Source organism: Pirellulimonas nuda, assembly GCF_007750855.1.
GTDB classification, from domain to species: domain Bacteria; phylum Planctomycetota; class Planctomycetia; order Pirellulales; family Lacipirellulaceae; genus Pirellulimonas; species Pirellulimonas nuda.
Map to the genome: position 1 here is coordinate 207,584 of NZ_CP036291.1, position 20,409 is coordinate 227,992.

General features: G+C 66.6%; 13 protein-coding genes. 6 read left to right on the plus strand and 7 right to left on the minus strand.

Features of this window, described 5'->3' with window-relative positions:
• Positions 1-34 precede the first annotated feature (34 nt).
• Positions 35-544 carry a YciE/YciF ferroxidase family protein gene (locus Pla175_RS00815; protein WP_145280368.1) on the minus strand — a complete coding sequence of 170 codons (510 nt, stop codon included), beginning with the start codon at positions 542-544 and terminating at the stop codon, positions 35-37.
• A gap of 780 nt (positions 545-1,324) precedes the next feature.
• Here Pla175_RS00815 and Pla175_RS00825 point away from each other — a divergent pair.
• Together Pla175_RS00825 and Pla175_RS00830 are read left to right on the plus strand one after the other, a co-directional pair.
• Entirely contained in the window at positions 1,325-2,284 is a 960-nt protein-coding gene (locus tag Pla175_RS00825; RefSeq protein ID WP_145280372.1) for a pectinesterase family protein, read from the plus strand.
• 81 nt (positions 2,285-2,365) lie between these two features.
• On the plus strand, positions 2,366-3,007 hold the full coding sequence (locus tag Pla175_RS00830) for a hypothetical protein (RefSeq protein WP_145280374.1): 642 nt from the start codon (positions 2,366-2,368) through the stop codon (positions 3,005-3,007).
• 81 nt (positions 3,008-3,088) lie between these two features.
• Here the strand turns inward: Pla175_RS00830 and Pla175_RS00835 are convergent, their stop codons facing one another.
• On the minus strand, positions 3,089-4,111 hold the full coding sequence (locus Pla175_RS00835) for an HAD family hydrolase (protein ID WP_145280376.1): 1,023 nt from the start codon (positions 4,109-4,111) through the stop codon (positions 3,089-3,091).
• Positions 4,112-4,213: 102 nt separating this feature from the next.
• Positions 4,214-5,905 carry an arylsulfatase gene (locus Pla175_RS00840; protein ID WP_145280379.1) on the minus strand — a complete coding sequence of 564 codons (1,692 nt, stop codon included), beginning with the start codon at positions 5,903-5,905 and terminating at the stop codon, positions 4,214-4,216.
• A 356-nt stretch (positions 5,906-6,261) separates the two neighbouring features.
• Between Pla175_RS00840 and Pla175_RS00845 the strand changes: the two genes are divergently transcribed.
• From Pla175_RS00845 to Pla175_RS00860, 4 genes are all read left to right on the plus strand, one after another.
• Complete coding sequence (locus tag Pla175_RS00845; RefSeq protein ID WP_145280381.1) at positions 6,262-9,660, plus strand: PKD domain-containing protein; 3,399 nt, start codon at positions 6,262-6,264, stop codon at positions 9,658-9,660.
• 195 nt (positions 9,661-9,855) lie between these two features.
• Positions 9,856-13,260 (plus strand): PKD domain-containing protein, encoded by a 3,405-nt coding sequence (locus Pla175_RS00850; protein WP_145280383.1) that lies wholly within the window; start codon positions 9,856-9,858, stop codon positions 13,258-13,260.
• Positions 13,261-13,329: 69 nt separating this feature from the next.
• On the plus strand, positions 13,330-14,466 hold the full coding sequence (locus Pla175_RS00855; RefSeq protein ID WP_145280385.1) for a PEP-CTERM sorting domain-containing protein: 1,137 nt from the start codon (positions 13,330-13,332) through the stop codon (positions 14,464-14,466).
• Positions 14,467-14,710: 244 nt separating this feature from the next.
• Positions 14,711-15,430, plus strand: coding sequence for a hypothetical protein (locus Pla175_RS00860; RefSeq protein ID WP_145280387.1), 720 nt, complete (start codon positions 14,711-14,713; stop codon positions 15,428-15,430).
• 50 nt (positions 15,431-15,480) lie between these two features.
• On the opposite strand, the gene Pla175_RS00865 is transcribed toward Pla175_RS00860, so the two are convergent.
• The 4 genes from Pla175_RS00865 to fusA form a co-directional block, all read right to left on the minus strand.
• Positions 15,481-17,079, minus strand: a complete 1,599-nt coding sequence (locus tag Pla175_RS00865) for an arylsulfatase (protein WP_145280389.1) — start codon at positions 17,077-17,079, stop codon at positions 15,481-15,483.
• Positions 17,080-17,333: 254 nt separating this feature from the next.
• The gene (locus Pla175_RS00870) at positions 17,334-17,708 is read right to left on the minus strand and encodes a type II toxin-antitoxin system VapC family toxin (RefSeq protein ID WP_231954598.1); all 375 of its coding nucleotides are present in this window, start codon (positions 17,706-17,708) and stop codon (positions 17,334-17,336) included.
• A 2-nt stretch (positions 17,709-17,710) separates the two neighbouring features.
• Positions 17,711-17,923, minus strand: a complete 213-nt coding sequence (locus Pla175_RS00875) for a hypothetical protein (protein WP_145280393.1) — start codon at positions 17,921-17,923, stop codon at positions 17,711-17,713.
• 207 nt (positions 17,924-18,130) lie between these two features.
• Positions 18,131-20,230 carry an elongation factor G gene (fusA, locus tag Pla175_RS00880; RefSeq protein WP_145280395.1) on the minus strand — a complete coding sequence of 700 codons (2,100 nt, stop codon included), beginning with the start codon at positions 20,228-20,230 and terminating at the stop codon, positions 18,131-18,133.
• Between the last annotated feature and the right edge of the window lie 179 nt (positions 20,231-20,409).

Consider the following 20,409-nt stretch of genomic DNA (forward strand, 5'->3'; position numbering starts at 1 on the left):
ACGGGCCCGACTCTACACGGACCGCTCCTTAGGATTAGGCGACTCCGGCGGCCTGGCCGGACGCGGCTTGCTTGTTGATCTTGGTTGAGAGCTTGGTGAGTTTCTCGTCCGCCTTCTCTTCCTCGGCCATGTTCTGCTTGAGCTGCTTCAGGGCGGCGGCGTAGCCCAGCACCTCGGCCCACGTGCAGAGGGCGCCGTAGGTCGCGATCTCGTAGTGCTCAACCTTCTGTGCGGCCGCGATCAGCAGCGCGTCCTTCACCGCGGGCTCGGCCTCTTCTTCCAGCAGGTGCGACGCCTCGGTGATCAAGCCTTTCATCGCTTCGCAGGTCTTGGCCTTGGCGGTCTTGCCGGTGTCTTCGAACGCTTTTTCTACCCGCTCAACGTGCTTCTCGGTCTCGGCCAAGTGGCTCTCGAACGCCTTCTTCAAGTCGGCGCTCGCCGCGTTCCTGGCCATCTTGGGCAGCGCCTTGGTGAGCTGACGCTCCGCGCTGAGGATGTCGCGTAGTTCGTCGTAGAACGCGTCGGCAAGGGTGTGCATAGCCATGGTTATTCTCCTGCTGTTGGGTGGTGAGCTGACAACGCTCGCGATCGCCAGCCGCCGGCGATCGTGCCGGCGCGAGTCGACCGCGCCCCACCACTCAGGCAAATGGTGTGCCGCTTGTCCAGCCCTCGCCGAGCAAGGCTGCCAGCGCAACGCGCTCGGCTAGCGGCGCGCCCTCTTGCTGTGGACCGAGAGAAGCGCGCACCCCTGCCCCGCGGAGCCAAGCCGCTCCGCCGTGGCCTTCTGCAACAGGGGTCGCATGCGAGCGCCCAACAACCAAGCGCCGGCGATCATCCCAGCGTGTTGATCGTTGGCGGTACGCCGTGCTCGGCTGCCCGGGCGGGGCGGAAGGGCTGGTGTTGATCCGTCTGGGCGCGGCCCCCGGCATAACGCAGAACCAATCCGGTTGCCTAAAGATCAGGTAGAGCACCAGTGTGGCGATCAGTGAGATCGCGATCGACCCAAGACACCCCGTACGATTCGAGAAGAAGAACATTCTGGCGACCCCGGGGCTCATAAATGGCGCAGCGCCCCCGACGCCCGTGAGACACGAGGGTGGCAGATGCGATACAGACGTTGTTGCAAATACCGAACCAACATCGGGGGCTAGCAGAGCGATGATGCCGATGGGACACGTACTCGCCCGGGAGGCCGCCACGCTTGCGCAGAGCATGGCGCCCGGCCCGACCACCCGAGTACGATAGGCGGCGTCGTCTAATCTCATCCAGGCGATCCGGACCGGTCTGGACCGCGGCGCCGGGCGCCCAAGCCAAGCCCCTCATCATGAACCCATCCCCGCACCGCCCTCTCATCCTCGCCTGGCTGCTGCTGATCGCGCCGCCGCTGGCCGCACACGCCGCCGGGCCGGACCGCGCCGACGTGATCGTTGCACGCGACGGCAGCGGCGACTTTGATTCGATCCAAGCGGCCGTGATGGCGGCGCCGCACCGCGCCGCTGGGCCCCCTTGGGTGATCCGCGTGAAGCCGGGCGTCTACGACGAGCGGGTTTACGTGCAGCGCGAGCGGGGCTACCTGCGGCTGGTGGGCGACGACCCCGCGACCACCACGCTCACCGGCCGCCTGCACGCCAACATGCCGGGCGCCGATGGCGAGCCCATCGGCACGTTCCGCACCGCTATGATGCAGATCGATGGCGACGGTTTTGAGGTAGAGAACCTCACCATCGAGAACGCGGCCGGTCCCGTGGGCCAGGCGCTCGCGCTGCGGTGCGACGGCGACAAGCTGGTCTTCCGCAACTGCCGGCTGCTGGGCTGGCAAGACACCGTCCTGCTGAACCGCGGCCGGCAGTACTTCGACCGCTGCCGGATCGAGGGGCACGTCGACTTCATCTTCGGGGGCGCCACGGCGTGGTTTGAGGAGTGCGACATCCACTGCCTCGGCAGCGGCTTCATCACCGCGGCCTCGACCCCGCCCGAACAGCCGTACGGGTTCCTCTTCCACCGCTGCCGCGTGACGGCCGAGCCCGACGCGAAGACCTACCTGGGCCGCCCCTGGCGTCCGTACGCCATGACCAGCTTCATCGATTGCGAGCTCTCGGGCGCGGTCCGCCCCGAGGGGTGGCAGGTGTGGAGCGTGACCGACCCGTCCACCATCCGCTACAGCGAACGGGGCAACCACGGCCCCGGCGCGCAGGGGGCGGAGCGTGTCGACTGGGCCCGCGGCCCGGCGCCCGAGGTCGGCCTCGAGGAGGTCTTCCAGCGGCCCGAGCCCTGGCGCCCGTAATCCTCAGGGCGTCCCCGGACACGGCGTCGGGGGCGCCGGTGTTGCTTGTTCCAGGTAGCGACTCGTGGTTAAGCTTGCGGCATGCCGATGGACTCGACCGCTACGCTCGCCGATGGGGCGCCCCCGGACGAACCACCCTCGGAAACAGCCCACCCGCGACCCTTCAAGCTCCTGCTGCTGATCTCGCTGGTTGCGCTCGCCGCGGCCGCGGCGGCGACTTATACGGTCGAGAGCATCCTCTTCAGCGGGCCGCTGCTGGCGGGGCTCGGGCTCTTTTCACTGCTCTGCAGGCGCCGCCAGAGCAACCTGTGGGTCGTGCTGCTGAGCGCCGCAACGCCGGCGGTGACGGTGGCGATCGCTGCGTCGATCGCCGTGTTCCGCATCGGCTCGCACGAGGCGAACCCGGGGGTGTGCAGCTTTCTTTGGCTCTACGCGTTGCTGCACGGGGTGGTGGTGCTGGGGGTGCTGCCCAGAGTCGCCTGCACGCAGCAGGGTGGGGCGCCGCTGCCCGCTTGGCCGCGGTTCTCGATGCGGGCGCTGCTCATGATCACGACCGCGGTTTGCTTGACGCTGGCGGCGGCCCGCCACCTGCGGATCTCGGACGAGTACTCGGCATTCGCGGGCTACGCACTTGTCATCGCAATCGCGACCGCGTTCGCGCTGACGCGGTCGCTCCGGCGTCTGAACGGCGCGACCCGGCAGGGGAGTGAAGAGGGGTGTTGAACCGGAATGCCCCGCGCGGCATCCGCCCCGTTCTCATCGAGCGCTCCAGGGCCTTCCGCGTACGACGCGCCCGACCACCCTCTATTGCGGATCGAACGGGAAAATCCGTCCCCAATCGTCCTTCATCCCAACCACCACCCAGCCGCTCTTTTCGGCCTGGTCCATCAGCGACTGGGGGAACGTGCCGATCTTAGAGTCGGGCAGGCCGCCGGCGGGGCCGTAGGCGTACTCGCGCTGGGCGTCGTTGTGGTAGACCAGCAGGCCTAGGCGGGCGCCGCCGCCGCCGGTTGTGTACTGCAGCATCTCGAGGTCGCCGGCCGAGTTGCCGAAGGCCAGGATGGGGCGTTGGCCGATGTGCTGGCCGATGCCGACCGGCTTGCCCGCTTTGTCGTCGATGAAGTTGACCTTCGGCAGCCGCATCAGCACGGGCTTGCCGTCCTTGATCTGGAACTCGGTGACGATGCTCGAGCCCACCACCTGGGGCGGGGCGATGCCGTACACGCGTTGGGTCCAGGGCCGCATGAACTCGATGCCGCCCCCCGAAACGATGAACGTCTTGAAGCCGCTGGCGCGGAGGTAATCCAGCAGCTCGAGCTGCGGCTGGTACACGCACTGCGTGTAGAGCTGCTTAAAGCGGGGGTGCTTGGCGGCAGCGATCCAGTCGCCGGCGATCTCCTCGAACTGGTCGCTGGTCATCCCGGCGTGGGTGGCCGCGATGAGCTCCGCGAGCCCGTGCTTGCCGTCCGCCACCAGGGCCTTCATGTCGTCCTCGAGAACCGCCTGGAAGGGCTGCGTGTTGCGCCACTCGGGGTGCTGGGGCGCAAGGGTCTTCACGCGGGCGAGCGCAAAGGCGAGCTGCACGTACATCGGCTGCTCGCACCACAGCGTGCCGTCGTTGTCGAACGTAGCGATCCGTGCTTCGGGGGGGACGAAGTCCGCAGAGCCCTCGTTGGTCACCTTGGCGACGAAGCTCAGGATGCGCTGCTTGGCGGGGGTGTCATTCCACGAGGGGAGGGGGTCGACGGCGCCGGCGGGGCAGGCCGCCAGGGCGGCGAGGCAGACGATCAGGGCGCCCAGCGGGCGTTGGGCGCGGGTGGGGATCATGGTAGCTGCTTCAAATGGGGTTGGATTGAGAGTCGCGAAAAAAAGAGATGCGGGCCCCCGGGGCAGGGGGGCCCGCATCGGCGCTGCGAACGCGGCGGTCGGCTAGTTGCCCGTAGGCAGCGGGATGCCGATCCCCTCCTGCTCGAGGGCTTCCCGCACGTACATGAAGCGTTGGTAGTTCGAGATGGTAATCGGTCCCGTGTACGTCTCGCTCTGCAGTTTGCGCGGCGGGTACTTCACGTAGGTCTTCATCAGGTCCTTAATCGAGGCGCTGATCGTGACCATGATCCAGGTGCGTTCGGTGAAGTTGTTCATGAAGATGTCGTAGCGTTCCTGCGGGTCGGCCCACAGGTCGAACACCTGCGGCACGGTGGCGACGTACTTTTCGGCGCCTTTCCAACCCAGGTTGCTATCGACCGCCAGGCCGCCGGTCGGCTGACCGTCGTCGCCGCGGAGGTTGAACAGCGCCTTGTAGTTGCCGACGCGGGCGGCGCCGGGGGTGAGCTCGTTCTCGGTAAAGTAGAACCACTCGTTCCGCTCGCACTTGCCCTTGCCGGTCAGCAGCGGGGTCATGTCGTAGCTGTCGAAGTAGATCGGCTCACCCTCGCGGTCCTTGGTCGGCAGCGCCAGCCCCGCCACCGAGGCGAACGTGGCCATCAGGTCGAGCCCGCCGACGATGTCGTGGTTGCGCACTCCGGGCTTGATCTTGCCGGGCCACACCGCGATGGCGGGCACGCGGTTGCCACCCTCGCGCACGGTCCCCTTGGTGCCGCGGAAGGGGGTGTAGCCCGCGTCGGGGTACACGTCCTGCCAGGCGCCGTTGTCGGTGGTGTAGAAGACCAGCGTGTCCTGGTCCAGGTCCAGCTCACGCAGCTTGTCCATGATCCGCCCGATGCGGGTGTCGAGCTCCACCACCGAGTCGGCGAACTTCGACTTGGACATCGACTTGTGCTCGAACTCCGGCGCCGGCATGTTCGGCTGGTGGACCTTCATGAAGTTGACGTTGATGAAGAACGGCTTGTCCTTGTTCTTGGCCGCGTCGTCGAGGAACTCCAGCGTCGCCTTCTCAACGTACCCGTCGAAGTAGGGGATGCCGACGACGCCGTCGGGGTAGTTCACGCCGTGCAGGGTGACGTCCTCATCGGGCTTGTTGACGTACTGGCCGTTGATCTTGAAGTCTTCCTTGGCCTTCTCCCCGGCCTTACCGGAGAGGGCGCCCACGGTCACCTTCTCGAACATGGCCCGCAGCTTGGGGTCCATGTCCGGGAACCAGGTGGGGTCCGCGTAGGTGTAGGCGTTCAGGTGGTAGAGGCCGCAGTACCGCATCTCGTCGTAGCCCTGCGCGTTGGGCAGCGCGTAGTCCGCCTCGCCCAGGTGCCACTTGCCGGTGAAGTAGGTCTTGTAGCCGGCCTTCTTCAGCACCGAAGCAAGGGTCCACTCCGCCTTGGGCAGCCCGCCGCCCTGGCCCTGGAACGCGACGGTGGTCATGCCGCTGCGGTTGGGGATGCGCCCGGTCTGCATCGCGGCGCGTCCCGGGGTGCAGCTAGGCTGGGCGTAGAAGGAGAAGAAGGTCATCCCTTCTTCGGCCAAGCGGTCGATGCTGGGGGTCGGCATGCCGCGTCCCACGCCGCCGCCGTAGGGGCCGAGGTCGCCGTAGCCGGTGTCGTCCGACACGATGAAGAGGATGTTGGGGGTCTTCTGCTGCGCGTCGGCCGAACCGACGGCCAAGACGATCGCGGCGACCGCGAGCGGCAGGCATCTGCAGCAGAAAGCGGCGAGTTGTTGGACGCCCATCAAGGTTGCCTCCGGAGAAAACGTGCGAAAACTGAACTGAACACGGGCCAAAGCGTTGGGCGTCGGTCGAGTCTCGACGCCGCCGCCGGCAATCCTACCAGAGGATGCGACCACTGCAACAATGCGACAAGCGGACGGTGAGACGCGGGCCTCGGGAGTGATTGTGGCGACCCGAACGGCCCGCGGCCGCCGCGGGGGCGACGGGGAAAAAAGGAGCAGATCCATTGAGGATTGCCTTGCCCGGTGTTACTATCCCGTAAGGGCCCGTGCTGGCCCGGCTAGTCTTCTTCTATCTCTTTCTTGTTCTATTCTCGCGAACACGGCGGCAATGATAGCCGCTCGTGGAAGGTGCATTGATGAAAGCAGGCGCCCGGTCGTTGCAAAACCATCTCCACCTCGAGCGGCTTGAGCCCCGCGCTATGCTCGCCGGCGACGGCCTGCTGGGCGAGTACTTCGACGACGGCGCCAACAACGCCCATCTGGTGAACCCGGCCGGCACGCACGTCGACCCAGTCATCGACTTCGGCGACGCTTCGGGGGGCGCCTTCAGCGTTAGCGCCGGCGGACGCGTCGAGGCCGACTCCAACTTCTCTATCCGCTGGACCGGCTGGGTGCTGGTCGATCAGGCGGGGTCGTGGCAATTCAAGACGCTCAGCAACGACGGCGTCCGGCTGTGGGTCGACAACGTCGGCCAGGCCGACACGCCGATCATCGACCGATGGAACAACCACGCCGTGGCGACCGACACGGCCAACATCACGCTCACGGCCGGTTGGCACCCGCTGCGTCTGGAGTACTACCAGCAGAACGCCTCGACCGCGATCGAGCTGCGGTACTCGGGCCCCGGACGTTCCGAGGTGATCATCCCGCAAGACCACCTCAGCAGCACCGAGCCCAACGCCAACCCGGCGCCCGTGGTCGACGCCGGCCCCAACCGCAACCTGGTGCTGCCCGAGAACCTGGCGGAGCTCGACGGCTCGGCCAGCGATGACGGGCAGATCGTCGCGCTGCTGTGGACGCAGCTCAGCGGCCCCAACACCGCCACCATTAGTGACGGCGATACCGAGGACGCCGCGGTCAGCGACCTCGTCGAGGGGACGTACGTCTTCCAGCTCAAGGCGACCGACGACCTCGGTCAGATGTCGACCGACACGGTCAGCGTGACCGTGGTCGACCCGAACCTAGCGCCCGTGGTCGACGCCGGCCCCAACCGCACGGTGCTGCTGCCGGACAGCGGGGCGATGCTCGACGGCACGGCCAGCGACGACGGCTCCATTGCCTCGTACGCCTGGACGCAAATCAGCGGCCCCAACACCGCGGCGATCTCCGGCGCCGACGCCGAGGACGCCACCCTCAGCGGCCTGGTGCAGGGGACGTACGTCTTCCAGCTCAAGGCGACCGACAACCTTGGGAAGATGGCCTCCGACACGGTCAGCGTGCACGTGGTCGACCCCAACAACACGGGCGTTATCACCGGCGACTTGATGACGTGGCACAACGTGACGATCACGTTCGACGGCCCAGAAACCAGCGAGACGGCCGCCAACAACCCGTTCCTCAATTACCGGCTGGACGTCACGTTCACCCACACGGCAAGCGGCAAGCAGCTCGTGGTCCCCGGCTACTACGCCGCGGACGGCAACGCCGCCAACAGCCACGCCACTAGCGGCAACAAGTGGCGGGTGCACTTCGCGCCCAGCGAGGTGGGCGAGTGGACCTACACCGCGTCGTTCCGCTCGGGCGCCAACGTAGCGGTGAACGACAACCCGCTGGCGGGCGCCAGCGCCGGCTTCTTCGACGGCTTCGGCGGCACGCTGAACATTTCGCAGACCGACAAGACGGGGCTCGACAACCGCGGCCGGGGTACCCTGGAGTACGTCGGCGAGCGTTACCTGAAGTTCGCCGGCACCGGCGAGTACTTCCTCAAGCAGGGCGCCGACGCGCCGGAGAACCTGCTGGCCTACGCCGACTTCGACGGCGGCTTTGCTTCCGACGGGCAACGCGACGACCTGGTGAAGGACTGGGCGCCCCACGTAGCCGACTGGCAGCCGGGCGACCCGGCCTGGGACAGCGAGCACGACGCAGACAGCGTGGCGGACGACGGCAAGGGGCTGATCGGCGCGATCAACTACCTCGCCAGCGAGGGGCAGAACGCGTTCAGCTTCCTGACGATGAACATCGGCGGCGACGACAAGAATGTGTTCCCCTACCTCCAGTACGACAACTCCGCCGGGGGCGCCAATCGGTTGCAGTTGGACGTCTCTAAGCTCGACCAGTGGGAGATCGTCTTCACGCACGGCGACACGAAGGGGATGTTCCTGCACTTCAAGACGCTAGAGACCGAGAACGAGCTGCTGCTGGACGGCGGCAACCTGGGCGTCCAGCGCAAGCTCTACTACCGCGAGCTGATCGCCCGCTTCTCCCACCACCTGGCGCTCAACTGGAACCTGGGCGAAGAGATCAACAACGCCTCGACCGCGCAGAAGCAGTCGTGGGCCAATTACTTCTACGAGAACGACCCGTACCATCACCTGGTCGTCATCCACAACGGCTCAAACCACTACGACCTGCTGGGCCCCTACGACGCGATGGCCGGAACCGGCTCGCAGGTCACCGGCTTCTCGCTGCAGACCAGCTCGGCAGACTTCTCCGATACCTTCACCAAGGTCACCAACTACCTGACCCGCTCGGCAGACGCCGGCAAGCAGTGGCCGGTGGCCCTGGACGAGCCCGGCGACGCCCAGCACGCGCTGCGGCCGGACAACGACGCGGGCACCTCGCAAGTCGACGGCCGCAAGAACGCCCTGTGGGGCACCCTTATGGCCGGGGGCTGGGGCAACGAGTGGTACTTCGGCTACGCCCACAACAATTCCGACCTCACGCTCAACGACTTCCGCAGCCGCGACCAGTGGTGGGACGTCACCCGCTACGCGCTGGAGTTCTTCAACAACAACGACATCCCCTTCTGGGAGATGAACAACGACAATGCCCTGAGCTCGAATACCGACGACTACGCGTTCGTCAAACCGGGCGACACGTACGTCGTCTACCTAAAGAACGGCGGCACGACCAACCTGAACCTCAGCGGCCAGACCGGCGTGTTCCAGGTGCAGTGGTACGACCCGCGTAGCGGCGGTGCGTTGCAGAACGGCTCGGTGCAAATGGTCACCGGCGGCGGTCAGCGCGCCCTGGGCACAGCGCCCAACTCCGCGGGTGAGGACTGGGCGATCTTGGTCAGCCGCCCCGACCTGCCGGGGGACTACGACCACTCGGGCACGGTGGACGCGCAGGACTACACCGTGTGGCGGACCGACTTCGGCCGCAGCGACAAGCTAGACGCCGACGGCAACCAGGACGGCGTGGTGGACGCGGCCGACTACAGCGTGTGGCGCGACAACCTAGGGCAGACCGTGCTAGCGCTGGCGGCCTCGGCCGCCGAAGCCCCGGCGCCGGCCCTTTCCATTGTCAGCGAGCCGGTCAGCGAGCCCGACCCGCTGGCGGGTTTCGTAGCCTCCCCCCTAGGCGAGCCGTCGGCGTCAGCCGCCGGAGCGATCGCCTCAACCTCCCCCGCCGCGCAAGACGCCGCGCTAGCCCGCCCCGTCTACGAGACAGACGGAAAGCGGGTCGATATCCCCGCGCCGGCCGCCGCAGCGAGCCAGCCCACGGCGGACCGGCCCGACGACGACCCGCTCTGGCTGGCCGGCGTCGACGGTGCGCTGGAGCTGTTCGGGTCACGATTCGGTTTCGACTTGTAACGCACGGGGTCGAACCGGCCCCCCCGCTAGCGCGCAAAGATTTCAGCCCCGATCCGTTGAAATTTACCTTGTCCGATGTTAGTATTGCGAAGAGACCCCTAAGTGGACTGGCGGGGACTTCTTGTCGAGTTTGGATGTCAGTTTTCTTGTCTGGCGAAAGCGGCCTGCTCCGGCCGGCTCGCGTAGGGGTCTTGAATGAAAGTAGGCGCCCGTCCGTCGCGGACCATCCTCCGTCTGGAATTGCTAGAACCCCGCGCCATGCTCGCCGGCGACGGCCTGTTGGGCGAGTACTTCGACGACGGTGAGAATAACACCCACCTCGTGAACCCGGTCGCGACCTACGTCGACCCGGTCATCGACTTCGGCGGCGCCACCGGCAGCGCCTTCAGCACGAGCGCCGGCGGACGCGTCGCGGCCGACTCGAACTTCTCTATCCGCTGGACCGGCTGGGTGCTGGTCGACCAGGCGGGCTCGTGGCAGTTCAAGACGCTTAGCAACGACGGCGTCCGGTTGTGGGTCGACAACGTAGGCCAGGGCGACAACCCCATCATCGACAACTGGTCGACCCACACCGTGGCGACCGACACGGCCAACATCACGCTCTCGGCCGGGTGGCACGCGCTGCGGCTCGAGTACTTTCAGCAGGGCGCCTCGTCGGAGCTGGAGCTGCGCTACTCGGGCCCGGGCCGATCGGAGGTGATCATCCCGCAAGACCACCTCAGCAGCACCGAGCCCAACGCCAACCCGGCGCCCGTGGTCGACGCCGGCCCCAACCGCAACCTGGTGCTGCCCGAGAACCTGGCGGAACTCGACGGCTCGGCCAGCGACGACGGGCAGGTAGTCGCGCTGCTGTGGACCCAGCTCAGCGGCCCCAACACCGCCACCATTAGCGACGGCGACACCGAGGACGCCGCGGTGAGCGACCTCGTCGAGGGGACGTACGTCTTCCAGCTCAAGGCGACCGACGACCTCGGCCAGATGGCCACCGACACGGTCAGCGTGACCGTGGTCGACCCGAACCTAGCGCCCGTGGTCGACGCCGGCCCCAACCGCAGCGTGCTGCTCCCTAACAACACGGCGATGCTGGACGGCTCCGCCAGCGACGACGGCTCCATCGCTTCGCTGCTCTGGACGCAAATCAGCGGCCCCAACACCGCCACCATCTCCGACGGCAATACCGAGGACGCCACGGTTGGCAACCTGGCGCCCGGCTTCTACGTCTTCCAGCTCAAGGCGACCGACAACCTCGGCAAGATGGCCACCGACACGGTCACCGTGACGGTGGTCGACCCCAACAACACGGGCGTCATCACCGGCGACCTGATGACGTGGCACAACGTCACCATCACCTTCGACGGCCCGCAGACCAGCGAGACGGCCGCCAACAACCCGTTCCTCAACTACCGGCTGGACGTCACGTTCACCCACACGGCAAGCGGCAAGCAGCTCGTGGTCCCCGGCTACTACGCCGCGGACGGCAACGCCGCCAACAGCCACGCCACTAGCGGCAACAAGTGGCGGGTGCACTTCGCGCCCAGCGAGGTGGGCGAGTGGACCTACACCGCGTCGTTCCGCTCGGGCGCGAACGTAGCGGTGAACGACAACCCGCTGGCGGGCGCCAGCGCCGGCTTCTTCGACGGCTTCGGCGGCACGCTGAACATCTCGCAGACCGACAAGACGGGGCTCGACAACCGCGGCCGGGGGCTGCTGGAGTACGTCGGCGAGCACTACCTGCGGTGGGCCGAGACGGGCGAGTACTTCCTCAAGCAGGGCGCCGACGCGCCGGAGAACCTGCTGGCCTACGCCGACTTCGACGGCTCGTTCAAGAGCGACGGCGTCAGCGACAACCGCATCAAGCAGTACCTGCCGCACGTGCAGGACTGGCAGCCCGGCGACCCCACCTGGGACGGCGACGGCGACGCCGACTCCGACCCGGACGACGGCAAGGGCTTGATCGGCGCGGTGAACTACCTCGCCAGCGAGGGTCAGAACGCGATCAGCTTCCTGACGATGAACATCGGCGGCGACGACAAGAACGTGTTCCCCTACCTGGTGTACGACAACTCCGCCGGGGGCGCCGACCGCCTGCAGTTCGACGTCTCCCGCCTCGACCAGTGGGAGATCGTCTTCGCCCACGCCGAGACGCAGGGGATGTACCTGCACTTCAAGACGCAGGAGACCGAGAACGATCAACTGCTTGACGGCGGCGCGCTGGGGACGCAGCGCAAGCTCTACTACCGCGAGCTGATCGCACGCTACTCGCACCACCTGGCGCTCAACTGGAACATCGGCGAAGAGAACACCAACACTACGCAGCAACGCAAGGACTTCGCCCAGTTCTTCTGGGACAACGACCCCTACCGTCACAACATCGTGCTGCACACCTTCCCGGGCCAGAAAGACTCGGTCTACACGCCGCTGCTGGGCGCCGCGTCGGAGTACACCGGGCTGTCGATGCAGGGGAGTAACGCCAACTTCAGCGACACCCACGCCGACGTGGTGGAGTGGGTCACCCGCTCTGCGGCCGCGGGCAAGAAGTGGGTGGTGGCGGTCGACGAGCCGGGCGACGCCCAGTTCGCCATCCGACCCGACGACGACGCGGGCAACTCGCACGTCGACGGCCGCAAGAACGCCCTGTGGGGCACGCTGATGGGCGGGGGCGCCGGCAACGAGTGGTACTTCGGTTACACGCCGCACGACAGCGACCTGACGCTGGAAGACTTCCGCAGCCGCGACCAGTGGTGGGACTACACCCGCTACGCGCTGGAGTTCTTCAACGACAACGACGTGCCGTTCTGGCAGATGACCTCCAGCGACGCCATCACCAACAACACGGACGACTACGCGTTCGCCAAACCGGGCGACACGTACGTCGTCTACCTGAAGAACGGCGGCACGACCAACCTGAACCTCAGCGGCCAGACCGGCGTGTTCCAGGTGCAGTGGTACGACCCGCGCAGCGGCGGCGCATTGCAGAACGGCTCGGTGCAAATGGTCACCGGCGGCGGCCAGCGCGCCCTGGGCGCCGCGCCCAACTCCGCGGGCGAGGACTGGGCGATCTTGGTCAGCCGCCCCGACCTGCCGGGGGACTACGACCACTCGGGCACGGTCGACGCGCAGGACTACACGGTGTGGCGGACCGACTTCGGCCGCAGCGACAAGCTAGACGCCGACGGCAACCAGGACGGCGTGGTGGACGCGGCCGACTACAGCGTGTGGCGCGACAACCTAGGTCAGACCGTGCTAGCGATGGCGGCCTCGGCCGCCGAAGCCCCGGCGCCGGCCCTTTCCATTGTCAGCGAGCCGGTCAGCGATCCCGACCCGCTGGCGGGCTTCGTAGCCTCCCCCCTAGGCGAGCCGTCGGCGTCAGCCGCCGGCGCGATCGCCTCAACCTCCCCCGCCGCGCAAGACGCCGCGCTAGCCCGCCCCATCTACGAGACCGAAGGCCAGCGGGTCGACATCCCCCCGCCCGCTGCCGCAGCGAGCCAGCCCACGGCGGACCAGCCCACGACGGACCGGCCCGACGACGACCCGCTCTGGCTGGCAGGCGTCGACGGTGCGCTGGAGCTGTTCGGGTCGCGTTTTGATATCGACTTGTAACGCGTGTGCTTTTGTTCGCCCCCCGTGTGCGGGGGCGGTCTGGGTTTCTCTGGGCTGGGAATCAGTACGATGAAATTGAACCGGTGGGTCGTGGCCCCGTTGGCGGGCATGATGTTGGCGGGGGCGCAGACCACCCACGCCTTGGTGGTGGCGACAGACAGTTTTCAGAGTTACACGGCCGGCAGCCCGCTCAACCCCGGCAACAACGGCGGCACGGGCTTCGCGTCGGAGTGGGGCCCCCCCACCGGCCTGGCCGTGGCGAATGTGGTCGACGTCTCCGCGAAACCGCTGAGCTTTACCCCCGCCGGGGGCCTCCCCATCAACGGCGGGTCGCAGGCCGTTCAAGTGTTCCGCACGGGCAACACCACCGCCTCGGCGATGATCAATGTCCCCGCCGGCGGCCGCGCGCTCTCGAGCGGCCTGGCCGAGACGTTCTACGTCGGCTACCTGTTCCGCGTAGACCACGGCGGCTTCGGCGGCGCGAACAACACGTTCTCGCTGCACCTCTCCGACTCCGAAACCAACACCAACTCCTACAACTTTGGCGTCCGTGGAAACCCGCTTGCGACGCCGGTCGATGAGTTCATGATCCGCACAGCGACCGGGGGCCCCAGCGCCAACTACGCGGCCGGCGGCGGCGAATTGGTCGAAGGGCAGAATTACTATCTCGTCGCGAGACTTAACTACGACTCCGAGGTCGGCGCCTTCACCAGCGCCGACGCCTGGGTCAATCCAGCCGCGGACGCCTCGGGGACCCCCAGCTTCAGCCTCACGGCGCCCACCATCCTCGGCCCCGCGACGATCTCGCACGTCTTCTTGCGCCAGGCGGCCAACCAGGGCGACGTGATCGCGGCCAACGCGGCGGGGGGCGACTACAACCGCGACGGCTTCAACGACGCCGCCGACTACACAAAATGGCGCGACACACTCGGCTCGACCACCGACCTTCTGGCCAACGGTTATAACGGCGGCACAAGCGCCAACCTGATTGACGAGTCGGACTACAAGTGGTGGAGGGACACCTTTCTGGGCCAGGATGTTTTCCTTGCAGACAACTTGGTGATCGGCACCAGTTGGGTCGACGTCGTCCCCCAGGTTGCAAACGGCATCGGCGGCACGGGCGTCCCCGAGCCGGCGACCCTCACGCTAGCCGCACTGGCCGGCGCCGCGTTGCTGATGCGTCGCCGTAGGTCGGGCTGTGCCTGACATGAACCGATAGCGATCGAGAGTCAGGCACAGCCTGAGCGACCGATTCTAGAACGCCCCGCCCGGCGCACCGTCGCTGGGCGGGGCTTTTTTCACGCCACCCTTGATCGCGCGACCCGCGCAGGTAGGCCGGCGGCGCGTCGCACAGTACTATGTGGGCCGCGTGGGCAGGCCCCGCCTCAACGGGCGCGCCGGTCGCTGACGGGCCCACTTTTTGAAAAGACGCAACAGCGGAGTGTTCTTCATGATTCGTCACAACAGGTTCCTGCTCGCCGCTGCCGCCGCGGCCCTCGTCGCGACGCCGCTGCAAGGCGCATTGACGCCGTTCGACAACGCGATGGGAGTGGACGAGCTCCCCACCACCACCGGCGACGTGGTGCTGCTCTCCTTCCCGCCGTCGATCGCCATCGGAATGTTCGAGGCCAACGGGCGGATCGCGTTGTTCCAAGAAAGCCTGGTCGACCTGAACTTCTCCCCGGAGCTGCTGGACGGCCTGGGGCTGCCGGGCGCGTACTCGATGCACAGCCAACTGATCGATCTGAACAACCCGCCGGCGGCTGACATCGGCGTCGCCCAGAGTTGGCTGCTGCACTTCGACCCCGAGCTGTTTCCCATCGATCCGGATACGTTCGAGGCCGCGGCCGGTTCGGTCACGTTCCCGCACCCGATCCGCGGGTTCTCGGTACGTGCAAGCTCTCTCTTGATCGGCAACTTCATCGCCGGCGACCCGACGGTCGACTACGGGCCCCCCGGGGCGCTCGACTTCCCGCTGACGGAGCTCCCCGTCTCGGACTCCTTCACCATCTCACCCGACCGCCACACGCTCACCGTGAGCTTCCGCGCAACGACCAACCTCGACCGGATCCGCGTCTTCACGGCGCCCATCCCAGAGCCGAGCGCGTGGGTGTTGGCGCTGGTTGGGGCGGCGGCATGTCTCGCTGTAGGCCGGAACAAGACCGCGTAAGCGGCCGCGATTCCTGCAACATCAACACGCCAGGCTGCGGTTGTGGGCTACTACTTCGACCCCCCGTAGCCCCGCCCCTTGCGGCTCCCCAGCGGCGACACCTTGGTGCGTAGCGCCCAGTCGCGCCACTCGCGGTCGAGGCGGGCGACGATCTCCGGGTGCTGGGCCGCTACGTCGTGCTGCTCGATGCGGTCCGCTTCGAGGTCGTACAACTGCCAGTCGAACCGGCCGTAGCGGGCGACGGCCTTCCACTTGCCCGAGCGCGCTGCGCACGCGCCCTGGTGCTCGAAGCACAAGGTTTCTGCCTGCGGTCGGGACCCCTCGGTAAAGAACGGCGTAAGGCTCTGGCCCTCGGGCTTGGGCACGAGGTTCCCCTCTACCTGGTCGGGGTAGGGCGCCCCCGACAGCTCCAGCAGCGTCGGCATCACGTCGATGATGTGGGCCGGGTCGCGGACGAAGCTTCCTTGCAGGTTGTGGGCGATCCCCGCCGGCCAGTGGGCCACCATCGGCGTCGCGATGCCCCCTTCCTGCGGGTGGCTCTTGTACTCTCGGAAGGGGGTGTTGGCCAGGTTCGCCCAGCCCCGGCCGATAGAGACCGCGCCGTACTTGGCGGGGTCGTTGATGTCGCGGAAAGCGCCCCCGCCGAACTCGTTGCCCGGCTCGGCGCAGCCGCCGTTGTCCGAGAGGAACACGATCAGCGTGTCGTCCATCTTCCCCGCGGCCCGCAGCGCGTCGAGCAGCCGGCCGATGTTCTCGTCGACCGAGTAGACCTGGGCCGCGTACACGGCCATGCGGTAGTCGCTCTGCTCTTGCTGCACCTGGGGAACCTCGTCCCAGGGCCTCACCTCGGCGTCGCGCGGCGAAAGCCCGGGCGATTTGTCGAACAGCCCCATCTCGACCTGGCGGTCGAAGCGTTCTTGCCGCAGCGCGTCCCAGCCCTTGCGGTACTTGCCGACAAACTTCTCGATGTCTGCGGGCTTGGCGTGCAGCGGCCAGTGCGGCGCGTTGTAGGCCAGGTACAGGAAGAACGGCGCGTCGTCCTTTTGCTGCTCGATCCACCCGATCGCCTCGTCCGTGAACGCGTCGGTGGTGTAGTAGTCGGCGGGGTCGGGCGGGGGGAGCGCGTCGTTGCCGCGCATCAAGTAGCGGTCCCCCTGCGGGCTGAAGTAGCTGAAGGCGCCGCTGAGCGAGCCGTAGAACTTGTCGAAGCCGCGTTGCAGCGGGCGGTCGTCCATCTCGTGCCCCAGGTGCCACTTGCCCGCCATGTAGGTGTGGTAGCCTGCCTCCTTGAGGCGCTCGGCCAGCGTGGTGCAGCAGCGGTTCAGCTGGCCGCGGTAGCCGTCGACGCCGTAGTCGAAGTTGTTGGCGCCCTCGGTGGTCATGTGGCCCACGCCCGCCTGGTGCTGGTAGAGCCCGGTCAGCAGCGAGGCCCGCGTAGGGCAGCAACGCGACGTGTTGTAGAACTGCGAGAAGCGGACCCCCCCCGCGGCCAGGGCGTCGAGGTTGGGGGTAGGGATTTCGCCGCCGTAGCAGCCGATGTCAGAGTAGCCCAGGTCGTCCGCCATGATGAGCACGACGTTCGGCCGCGGCGCGGCCGAAGCGGTGGATGCGGCGGCGATCGCGACCAAGAGCGGGAGGAGGGGGTTCATGCGCGGTTTAGCAGAAGAGGGGAGTGGGCGGGTGACGACCAGGGTAGTTATCCTGTGTCGACAGCGTCAAGCATTTCAAGGCGACCGTCCCGTCGCCGGTTGCGAAGCCGTAGGCCGGAACAAGAATGCGCAAGCGGGCGCAGTTACGGCAAGCGGGGGAGTGCGCGTCCAGCCTGATCGGAAGCTCAGGCCCTGCCTTGATCTCTGAGCCAGTTCAGCACTTGACGCACGGAAGTCTCGCAGCCGCGAAGCGTTCACCAAAGCCGCTCAACCGCGTATGCGTCGAGCTGGCGATCGGCGCTCACCAGCGGAATTCCTTCCGCCAGCGCTTGGGCCACCAGCATCCGATCGAAGGGGTCCTTGTGATGGAAGGGCAACGCGATCAAGCGTCCAGTGTGCCTCGGCTCGATGGGGAGCACGTCGAAGCGCGAGAGCGCTTCTTCCCACATCGCTTCGAAGTCGTCGTTGATCTCGTACTTGTTGACGCTGATTTTCAGCGCCATCTCCCAATGACTTACCGGACTCACCAGGCAACGGTTGTCCCGATCGTTGATGATCACACGTGCGGCGGTGCTGAGCCTCGCGTCGTCGAGCATCGCCCAGAAGACGGTGTGGGAATCCCGCAGCACCGTCAAGGCAGGTAGTCCTGGAAGTGATCCAAGACGACCTCATCGCCCGAATCGATGATCCGGAACTTTCCTTTCCAAGCGCCCAAGCGATCTCCGCACGCCGAAGCTTCGGTCGGCGACTCCACCACCACGCGCACGCGTTGCCCCACGGCCAGCTTCGCCGGTTCGTCGAGCACGATTGCCACGCCGTCGAAGTGTCCCTGGATCGATGCCATACGCTCAATAGTACCTCGCCCGGGGTGCGTGGGCTACGTGGTTTTGAGCAAGCGGCGAGCCGGAACCGTCCCGACTTAGTTGTGCAGCGCCCGGCGCGTCGAGAATTACCAATGACTCAGCCCCAAAAAAACCAAGCCCCAATGACCGAGACGCAGATTGCTGCGCGCACTGGTCATTGGGGCTTGGAAATTGGGATCTGCGGAGCCTTAGGCCGGCTGCAGTTCCTTCTTCCGCTCCTCGACGATGTCCATCTGGATGTTCATCGGCGTCGGGGCGTACTTGCACAGCTCCATCGTGAAGGTGCCTTGGCCCTGGGTTTGGCTGCGCAGCTCGGTGCTGTAGCCGAACGTTTCGGCCAGCGGCACTTCGGCGATGATCTTGCACAGCCCGCCCTCGGTGTCGGTGCTGACGATCATGCCGCGCTTGGAGCTGACGTTGCCCACCACGGCGCCCTGGAACGAGTCGGGGCACTCGATCTCCACCAGCATCAGCGGCTCCAGCAGCACCGGCTTGGTCTTGCTGAAGTTCTCGCGGAAGCACTCCTGCGCGGTGAGCATGAAGGCCATGTCGGACGAGTCGACGTCGTGGTAGCTGCCGTCTTCGAGGATGATCGACAGGTCGACCACCGGGAAGCCGGCCACGGGGCCCTTGGTCAGCAGGTTGCGGAAGCCCTTCTCCACCGCGGGGATGAAGTTCTTGGGGATGCGTCCGCCGGTGACCTTGTCCTCGAACAGCAGTTGGTCTCCCTCGGCGGCGGTGCGCTGCTCGTCGTCCATCGGGCCCATCTTGCCGACGATGTGGCCGTACTGACCCGAGCCGCCCGTCTGCTTCTTCCGCTTGTGGTCGAAGGAGTAGGTCTGGGTGGCGCGTTCGCGGTAGCTGACCTTCGGGGGTCCGGTCTCGACCTCCACCTTGTACTCGCGGCGGATGCGTTCGACGTAGATCTCCAGGTGCAGCTCGCCCATGCCGGCGATGATGGTCTCGCCGGTCTCTTCGTCGGTCATCACGTGGAAGGTGGGGTCTTCCTTGCGGAACCGCTGCAGGGCCTTGGAGAGCTTGTCGGAGTTGTCGCGCGACAGGGCCTGCACGCTCACCTTGATCACCGGGTCGGCGACGAACATAGCCTCCAGCGAGGCGAGGTTCGGCTCGGAGCAGTAGGTGTCGCCCGACGCGCAGTCGATCCCCATGATGGCGACGATGTCGCCACAGAACGCCTCGTCGATCTCTTCCCGCTTGTCGGAGTGCATCCGCACGATGCGGCTGAAACGCTCCTTGCGGCCGGTGCGCTGGTTGAAGTAGGCCTCGCCCTTCTTGATGGTGCCCTGGTAGATCCGGGTGTAGGTGAGCTGCCCGTACTCGTCGTCGACGATCTTGAACGCCATGCCGACAAACGGCTTGGAGGGGTCGCTCTCGAGGATGAACCGCTCGCCCTCGTTCTTGGGGTCGTTGGCGCGGTTGGTGATCTCCGGAGGCGAGGGGAGGTACCGCATGATCGCGTCGAGCAGCGGCTGGACGCCCTTGTTCTTGTAGGCGCTGCCCAGGAACACCGGGGTGAACTCCTGCTCGATCACCGCGTGGCGGATGATCTTGTGGGCCAGCTCAACGGGCACTTCCTCTTCGCCCAGCAGCAGCTCCATCAGCTCGTCGCTGTACATCGAGAGGGCTTCGAGCATCTCGGTGCGTGCGGCCTCGGCCTCGGCCTGCAGGGCCGCGGGGATGGCCTCTTCGCGGATCGTCTCGCCGTTGTCGCCGTCGAAGTACAGGGCCTTCATCGTGATCAGGTCGATGATCCCCTCGAACTTCTCTTCCTTGCCGATGGGGATCTGCATCAGCACGCAGTCCGCGTGCAGCTTCTCCTTGACCTGCTTGACCACCTTGGTGGGGTTGGCGCCGGTGCGGTCCATCTTGTTGATGAACGCCAGCCGCGGCACGTGGTAGCGCTTCATCTGCCGGTCGACGGTCATCGACTGGCTCTGCACGCCGCCCACGGAGCAGAGCACCAGGATGGCGCCGTCGAGCACGCGCAGGGAGCGTTCCACCTCAACGGTGAAGTCGACGTGCCCCGGGGTGTCGATCAGGTTGACCTTGTGGTTCTTCCATTCCAGGCTGGTGGCGGCGCTGGTGATGGTGATGCCGCGCTCTTTCTCGAGCTCCATGTGGTCCATGGTGGCGCCGTCGCCCCCGCCGCGGACGTCCTCGATCTTGTGGATCCGCCCGGCGTAGAACAGAATCCGCTCGCTGAGGGTCGTCTTGCCCGAGTCGATGTGGGCCGAGATGCCGATGTTGCGGACGTTCTTCAGGTTCATAGGGAGCCTCGAAAGGTCGCTCTTCGCGGTAGGCGGAAGGAAAAAGGGACGTGGGTTGGCCAATCGGGGGGGCCGAAAGGCGACGTGGAGGGGGGCAGCCGTTAGACGGCTGCCGTTGGTTGGCCGCTGTCAGACGGGTGCTGCCGTAAGCCAGCTAGTGCGCAGGACCGGCACAACCG

What these genes read in the sequence shown, in the direction of transcription:
- Pla175_RS00815 (WP_145280368.1), bottom strand. Translation starts at nt 544, where the DNA reads ATGGCTATGCACACCCTTGCCGACGCGTTCTACGACGAACTACGCGAC.
- Pla175_RS00825 (WP_145280372.1), top strand. Translation starts at nt 1,325, where the DNA reads ATGAACCCATCCCCGCACCGCCCTCTCATCCTCGCCTGGCTGCTGCTG.
- Pla175_RS00830 (WP_145280374.1), top strand. Translation starts at nt 2,366, where the DNA reads ATGCCGATGGACTCGACCGCTACGCTCGCCGATGGGGCGCCCCCGGAC.
- Pla175_RS00835 (WP_145280376.1), bottom strand. Translation starts at nt 4,111, where the DNA reads ATGATCCCCACCCGCGCCCAACGCCCGCTGGGCGCCCTGATCGTCTGC.
- Pla175_RS00840 (WP_145280379.1), bottom strand. Translation starts at nt 5,905, where the DNA reads ATGGGCGTCCAACAACTCGCCGCTTTCTGCTGCAGATGCCTGCCGCTC.
- Pla175_RS00845 (WP_145280381.1), top strand. Translation starts at nt 6,262, where the DNA reads ATGAAAGCAGGCGCCCGGTCGTTGCAAAACCATCTCCACCTCGAGCGG.
- Pla175_RS00850 (WP_145280383.1), top strand. Translation starts at nt 9,856, where the DNA reads ATGAAAGTAGGCGCCCGTCCGTCGCGGACCATCCTCCGTCTGGAATTG.
- Pla175_RS00855 (WP_145280385.1), top strand. Translation starts at nt 13,330, where the DNA reads ATGAAATTGAACCGGTGGGTCGTGGCCCCGTTGGCGGGCATGATGTTG.
- Pla175_RS00860 (WP_145280387.1), top strand. Translation starts at nt 14,711, where the DNA reads ATGATTCGTCACAACAGGTTCCTGCTCGCCGCTGCCGCCGCGGCCCTC.
- Pla175_RS00865 (WP_145280389.1), bottom strand. Translation starts at nt 17,079, where the DNA reads ATGAACCCCCTCCTCCCGCTCTTGGTCGCGATCGCCGCCGCATCCACC.
- Pla175_RS00875 (WP_145280393.1), bottom strand. Translation starts at nt 17,923, where the DNA reads ATGGCATCGATCCAGGGACACTTCGACGGCGTGGCAATCGTGCTCGAC.
- fusA (WP_145280395.1), bottom strand. Translation starts at nt 20,230, where the DNA reads ATGAACCTGAAGAACGTCCGCAACATCGGCATCTCGGCCCACATCGAC.